The following is a 6270-nucleotide window of genomic DNA, read 5'->3' as shown; positions in this document are numbered from 1 at the left end:
GGACAGCGCCGCCATGGCGCTGTCCCACTTTTTAGCCTTTCTGCTTACAATAATACCCCCTCATGCCGGTTTATCGTCCTGCATGAGGGGGTATTTCGTTATAGTGGTCGTATTACCGCTGCAGGGTCTTGACCCACTCGCCATATTTGCGGAGGTTTTCATCCCGGGCAGCAGGGCCATCGCCAATGGTCAGGACATAGACCTTGATCTTGGGCTCGGTGCCGCTGGGCCGCACCAGGATGGTGGTGCCGTCCGTCAGCTCATAGCGCAGCACGTTGCTGCCGGACAGCTCCATGGCGGATTTTTCGCCGGTGCGGCAGTCGATGACGCTGCCGTCGGTATAGTCCTTGCGGCGCAGGACCTCCACCCCGGCAATAGCGGCCGGGGGATCTGCCCGCAGGTCCCGCATCAGCTGAGCCATCTTCTCCAGGCCGTCCAGGCCGGGCATCACCAGATTGTGGGTCTTTTCGCCGTAATAGCCGTACTTTTCGTACAGGGCGTTCAGGGCGTCGAACAGGGTCATGCCCTGGGCGGCGTACCAAGCGGCCATCTCCGTCAGGATCAGGGAGGCGGTAACGGCGTCCTTATCCCGGACGTAGTCCCCCAGCATATAGCCGTAGCTCTCCTCATAGCTCATGATGACCTGGCCCTTGCCCTGGCCCTCCAGCTCGTTCTTCTTCTCTGCCATGAACTTGAAGCCGGTGAAGGTATCGCAGCAGGTGACGCCGTTGGCCTCGGCCACCTTCCGGGCCATCTCGGTGGTGACGATGGTCTTCAGGAAATAGGGATGCTCCGGCAGCTTGCCCGCCCGGCGCATGGCCCCGATGAGGTAGTCCAGCATCAGCACGCCGGTCTGGTTGCCGGTAACGGGCACAAAGGAGCCGTCGTGGCTGCGGACCATGATGCCCACCCGGTCGCTGTCCGGGTCAGTGCCCAGGATGAAGTCCGCCCCCGCCTGGTTGGCCAGGTCAATGGCCAGATAGAAGCCCTCGGGGTTCTCCGGATTGGGGGAGGCCACCGTGGGGAAATTACCGTCCAGCACCATCTGCTCCTTGACGCAGTACAGATGCTTCACGCCCAGGCCCCGCAGGGCCTCCGGCACCAGCTGCCAGCCGCAGCCGTGGAAGGGGGTGTACACCATCTTGAAGGTGTCGGCCACCTGGGCCATAGACTGCCGGTCGTTGACCATGGCCATCACATGAGCCATAAAGCGGTCGTCGGTCTCCCGGCCCATGACCTGGATCAGGCCCTGGGCCGCCGCGTCGTCATAGGCCATCCGGCGCACGCCGGTGAAAATGTCGATGTGCTCCAGCTCCCGGGCGATGGCGGCAGCGTGCTGAGGCGGCAGCTGGGCGCCGTCGGACCAATAGACCTTGTAGCCGTTATACTCCTTGGGGTTGTGGCTGGCGGTGACGTTGATGCCCGCCTGGCAGCCGTATTCCCGGACGGCGAAGCTCAGCTCCGGCGTGGGACGCAGAGACTCGAAAATCCGCACATGGATGCCATTGGCGGCGCAGACCTCGGCGGCGGCCCGGGCAAACTCCATGGAGTGGTTGCGGCAGTCCATGCACAGGGCCACGCCCCGGCGCTTGGCCTCCTCCCCCTCGGCGCAGATGACGTTGGCAAAGCCCTGGGTGGCCCAGCGGATGACATGGACGTTCATCTGGTGCAGGCCCACCTTCATGGTGCCCCGCAGACCGGCGGTGCCGAACTCCAGCGGCCCGTAAAACCGCTCGCGGATCTCCTTCTCGTCGCCGCGGATGCTCTCCAGCTCGGCGTGCTCCTCCGGAGTCAGCGCCGGAGAGGCCAGCCACTTCTCATATTCCCGCATGTAGTCCATCAGAAAATCTCCTTCCCTTCTATTACGCCTGGGGCTGCTCCGGTTCCTCCACCGGCTCAGCCTCCAGAATTTCTTTGGCGTCCTCCAGCAGGGAGGCCGGAACATACAGGCTGGCGCCGTAGCCGGAAAAGCCGTTGATGACCTTCCCCGCGCCGCCCTCATAGTCAAAATACTTGAAGCAGGGGATGCGATAGGCCGCCAGAAGCGAGATGAGCATATCCGCATCGGCGGTGGAATCGAAGGTGCTGGTCAGCAGAACCGCCCTCTCCTTCTCTCCCTTGGCATTGACGGGCCACTCCGGCGCATCCGGCGCAAAGGCCCACTTGGAATTGTCCATATGCGATACCTCCTGAAATGAAAGTTTATTTGTGATATTTCGTACCGGCGGCGATCTGACAGGCCCGATAGATCTGCTCCAGCAGCATGATGCGGGCCAGGTGATGGGGAAACGTCATAGGCGACATGGACAGCCGCCAGTCGGCCTGCCGCTTCAGGTCCTCGGATAGGCCCACGCTGCCGCCGATGAGAAAGGTCAGCTGACTCTTTCCGGACACGGCCAGCTCCTGCATCCGGCGGCTCAGCTCCACGCTGGAGCAGGGCTTGCCCTCGATGCACAGGGCGATAACGGCCCCGCCCCGGGGCAGCCTTTCCCGGATGGCGGCGGCCTCCGCCGCCAGAGCCCGCTGAATCTCCGCCGCCGAGGGGTCCTCCGGCAGGCGGCTCTCCGGCAACTCGATGATCTCCAGCTTGCAGTGCCGCCCCAGGCGCTTGGCATATTCGGCGGCGGCCTCCTGATAGAACTTCTCCTTCAGCTTCCCCACGCAGAGGACGGTTATCTTCTGCATGGCGTCCCCTCCGTCTCATAGGCGGGACTCAGCTCGTCCCGGGGGGCCACATACAGCCGCACCTGGGCCCCACCGGCCCGCAGGGCGCGGTCCACCGCGTCATAGGCCAGCTGGGGCGTGTTGTTCTCCTTGCTGAGATGGGCCAGAACGATGCACCCGGTGCCGCAAGCGGCCATCCGGGCGGCAAAAGCCGCCGCATCTTCGTTGGACAGGTGGCCCTGGCTTCCCAGGACCCGCTGCTTCAGAGGATAGGGATACGGCCCGGACCGCAGGCGGTCCACGTCGTGGTTGCTCTCCAGCACCAGCATGCCCACCCCCGGCAGAACCTCCTCCGCCTCCGGGGTCACATAGCCGGTGTCCGTCAGAATGCCAACGGAGCCGGAGCCGTCGATGCGGTAATCCATGCTCTGGGCGGCGTCGTGGGACGTGGCAAAGGCCGTGACCCGGCAGGAGCCGATGCAGAATTCGGTTCCGGGGTCCCGGGGCCGCAGCAGCGGCTCCACCCCCGCCAGGCGATACGCCAGCTGCCGGGCGGTGCCGGGACTTGCGTACAGGGGAATGTGGTGGTGCTTGATCAGCGTGGCCAGGCCGGAAATATGGTCCGTGTGCTCGTGGGTAATGAGAATGCCGTCCAGCTCATCCATGGACAGCTTCAGCTGGGCCAGATCCGCCTTGATGCGGCGGGTAGAAATCCCGGCGTCCACCAGGATATGGGTGCCGCCGTCGGACAGCAGCAGGCAGTTGCCCTGGGAGCCGCTGGACAGGGTATGTAGGGTCATCAAAATGCGCTTACCTCACAGAAAAATTCGGCATCCGCCGCGGATGGCGGCGGACGCCGTGAAAAATGCCGTATCAGCCGATGTGGGCCTCGGCCTCCTGGGCCTCGGGGATCTCCTCCACGCGGATATCCGCCCCCACAGAGCGGAGCTTGCCCACCAGGTCCTCATAGCCCCGCTCGATGAACTGCACCTGGGTCAGCTCGGTGACGCCCCGGGCCGCCAGACCCGCGATCACCAGGGCCGCACCGGCCCGCAGGTCGCAGGCCTGCACCGGCGCGCCGGTGAGATACTCCACGCCTTCGATCACGGCCACCCGGCCGTCTACCTGGACCTGTCCGCCCATGCGGCGCAGCTCGTCCATATACTTGAAGCGGTTGGCCCCGTATACGCCCTCGGTGACCAGGCTGGTCCCCTGGGCCAGGGACAGCACCACCGCGATCTGGGGCTGCATATCCGTGGGGAAGCCGGGATAGGGCTGGGTCTTGACGTTGGTGCGCTGCAGAGGCCCGGACCGGGACACCAGCAGGGTGTCGTCCTCCTCCTCCACGGTGACGCCCATCTCCGTCAGCTTGGCGGAGATGCAGTCCATGTGCTTGGGGATCACGTTGCGGATCAGCAGCCGTCCGCCTGCGGCGGCCACGGCGGCCATATAGGTACCGGCCTCGATCTGGTCGGGAATGATGCAGTAGGTGCCGCCGTTGAGCTTCTCCACGCCCCGGATGCGGATGGAGTCGGTGCCTGCGCCCTTGATGTCTGCGCCCATGGAGTTCAGGAAGTTGGCCAGGTCCACAATGTGGGGCTCCTTGGCGGCATTTTCAATGGTGGTGGTGCCCTCGGCCAAGGCCGCGGCCATCATGATGTTCATGGTAGCGCCCACGCTGACCATGTCCAGATACACGGCAGCGCCGGTCAGGCGGCCGCCCTTGGCCACGGCCTGGACCAGATTGCCCTCGGTGACCCCCGCGCCCATGGCCCGGAAGCCCTTGACGTGCTGGTCGATGGGCCGGACGCCGAAATTGCAACCGCCGGGCATGGCCACAGTAGCCTTGCCGAAGCGGCCCAGCAGCGCGCCCAGCAGGTAATAGCTGGCCCGGATCCGGCGCACCAGCTCGAAGGACGGCTGGGTGGAGTGCACATGGCGGCTGTCGATCTCCACCGTGTGTCGGTTCAGCACCCGGACGCGAGCCCCCAGCTCCTCCAGAATGGAGAACAGCAGCGTCACGTCGCTGATCTGGGGGATGTTTTCAATGCGGCAGACCCCGTCCACCAGCAGGGCGGCGGGAATGATGGCAACGGCGGCATTTTTTGCGCCGCTGATGGTGACTTCGCCCATCAGCGGACGGCCGCCATGAATGATATACTTATTCAAAACAGGCACCCTCTCTTAGGTAGTGTAGAAATATGTCCGTGAGTCTATCATGCCCACGGGTGGAAAACTTCATACGGCAATCCGCAGGAAGTATCAATTCGCACACTCATTCAGTATATCATATTTTTCAAAAATAGCAAGCAAAGACGGCAATTCTTTTTGAATTATTTGCGTAGCTTAGCAGCTGCACCTGCGGAAGCCCCGCCATCCCAAACGTTTCGCACAGCACATCAGGCGGGCCTGCTTTCTCTCCGGCAGCATGAAATGCGGTCCACGGAACCGCAAATTCGCCCATCGTGCTTGACAGGATTTTAGGCGGAGCATATAATTAAATTGGTATTTTGTGCCGTAAAATGGTGCAGAATGTGAAGGAGAGAGGGCATGAATTATCCGTTGGTCATTAAGGTCCTGGGCTATACCCTGTGGGTGGAGGCCGGGTGCATGGTGCTGCCACTGCTGTCTCTGGCGCTGCTGCCACGGTCCTCCGGGGCAGGTGCGGTATGTCCGATGCGGGCAGCAAGCTGATGATGATCCTGTGGATGCTGCTGGGCCTCCTGGAGCTGATGCCCATCCTGGTGATGCTGTCGCCGGGGACCTGGAAGGAACGATAAGACAAGGGGGAAATGCCCATGAAAATCGGCTGCATCGTTATGGCGGCGGGAAACGCCCGCCGCTTCGGCAGCAATAAGCTGGACGCCCGGGTGGAGGGAAAGACCCTGCTGCGCCGGGCGCTGGAGGCCGTTCCGGCGGCGTGCTTTGACCGGGTAGCGGTGGTGACCCAGTATCCCCGGGGCATGGACCTGGCCCGGGAGATGGGCTTTCTGCCGGTGGAGAATTCCCGGCCCGACCTGGGGCTCAGCCACACCATCGCCCTGGGTATGGCCCATATGCAGGACATGGACGGAGTGATGTTCCAGGTGTCGGACCAGCCGCTTCTACGGCGGGACAGCGTGGAGCGGCTGGTGGAGGCGTTCCGCCGCCATCCGGACCGGCTGGCGGCCCTGGCCCATGACGGCGTCCGGGGAAATCCCTGCCTGTTTCCGGCCAGCCTGTTTCCGGAGCTGACGGCTCTGGAGGGAGACCACGGCGGCAGCGCCGTGATCCGCCGTCATCCGGACCTGCTGCTGCTGGTGGAGGCCCCGCCCCAGGAGCTTACCGACGTGGACACCCCCCAGGCGTTGGAGGTCCTCACCGGAGAAAAATGCCGATAATTTTTGCCCCGTCCGGCCCGGACGGGGCAAAATCGTATATTTTATGAACAAACATAAGATGCTTTGTGAACATTAGCACTCGACGCTTGACAGTGCTAAAATTTGTGCTATGATACAGTTGTTCCTTGAGAGAGGGACCGCGAGAGGCCCCCCAGAGGAACAGAAAATGTTGTATGTAATGGTAACAAAAGTTCGGCGGTGCGGCCCGTAGGCCGCCCGGAAATTG

At 63.1% G+C, this 6270-nt stretch carries 7 protein-coding genes; 2 read left to right on the top strand and 5 right to left on the bottom strand.

What is annotated here, in order from left to right:
* Window positions 1–112: 112 nt before the first annotated feature.
* The 5 genes from LKD37_RS11245 to murA form a co-directional block, all read right to left on the bottom strand.
* On the bottom strand, window positions 113–1840 hold the full coding sequence (locus LKD37_RS11245; protein WP_302929304.1) for a phospho-sugar mutase: 1728 nt from the start codon (window positions 1838–1840) through the stop codon (window positions 113–115).
* A 22-nt stretch (window positions 1841–1862) separates the two neighbouring features.
* Window positions 1863–2177: a hypothetical protein gene (locus tag LKD37_RS11240; protein ID WP_302929303.1), complete on the bottom strand. Its 315-nt coding sequence runs from the start codon at window positions 2175–2177 to the stop codon at window positions 1863–1865.
* A 25-nt stretch (window positions 2178–2202) separates the two neighbouring features.
* Complete coding sequence (gene rlmH / locus LKD37_RS11235) at window positions 2203–2685, bottom strand: 23S rRNA (pseudouridine(1915)-N(3))-methyltransferase RlmH (RefSeq protein WP_302929302.1); 483 nt, start codon at window positions 2683–2685, stop codon at window positions 2203–2205.
* Window positions 2673–3464: an MBL fold metallo-hydrolase gene (locus tag LKD37_RS11230; protein WP_302929301.1), complete on the bottom strand. Its 792-nt coding sequence runs from the start codon at window positions 3462–3464 to the stop codon at window positions 2673–2675. Before LKD37_RS11230 ends, rlmH begins: the two co-directional genes overlap by 13 nt.
* Before the next feature lie 73 nt (window positions 3465–3537).
* Window positions 3538–4833 carry a UDP-N-acetylglucosamine 1-carboxyvinyltransferase gene (murA, locus tag LKD37_RS11225; protein ID WP_302929300.1) on the bottom strand — a complete coding sequence of 432 codons (1296 nt, stop codon included), beginning with the start codon at window positions 4831–4833 and terminating at the stop codon, window positions 3538–3540.
* A gap of 381 nt (window positions 4834–5214) precedes the next feature.
* Here murA and LKD37_RS11220 point away from each other — a divergent pair, with 381 nt between their 5' ends.
* Entirely contained in the window at window positions 5215–5358 is a 144-nt protein-coding gene (locus LKD37_RS11220; RefSeq protein WP_302929299.1) for a hypothetical protein, read from the top strand.
* A 104-nt stretch (window positions 5359–5462) separates the two neighbouring features.
* Window positions 5463–6044, top strand: a complete 582-nt coding sequence (locus LKD37_RS11215) for a nucleotidyltransferase family protein (RefSeq protein WP_302929298.1) — start codon at window positions 5463–5465, stop codon at window positions 6042–6044.
* The last annotated feature ends 226 nt before the right edge of the window (window positions 6045–6270 follow it).

Origin of the sequence: Brotocaccenecus cirricatena, from assembly GCF_020687045.1 — a bacterium.
Lineage (GTDB): Bacteria > Bacillota > Clostridia > Oscillospirales > Oscillospiraceae > Vescimonas > Vescimonas cirricatena.
Note: the sequence above shows the minus strand (reverse complement) of the source record. Positions and strands in the feature narration are given on the sequence as shown.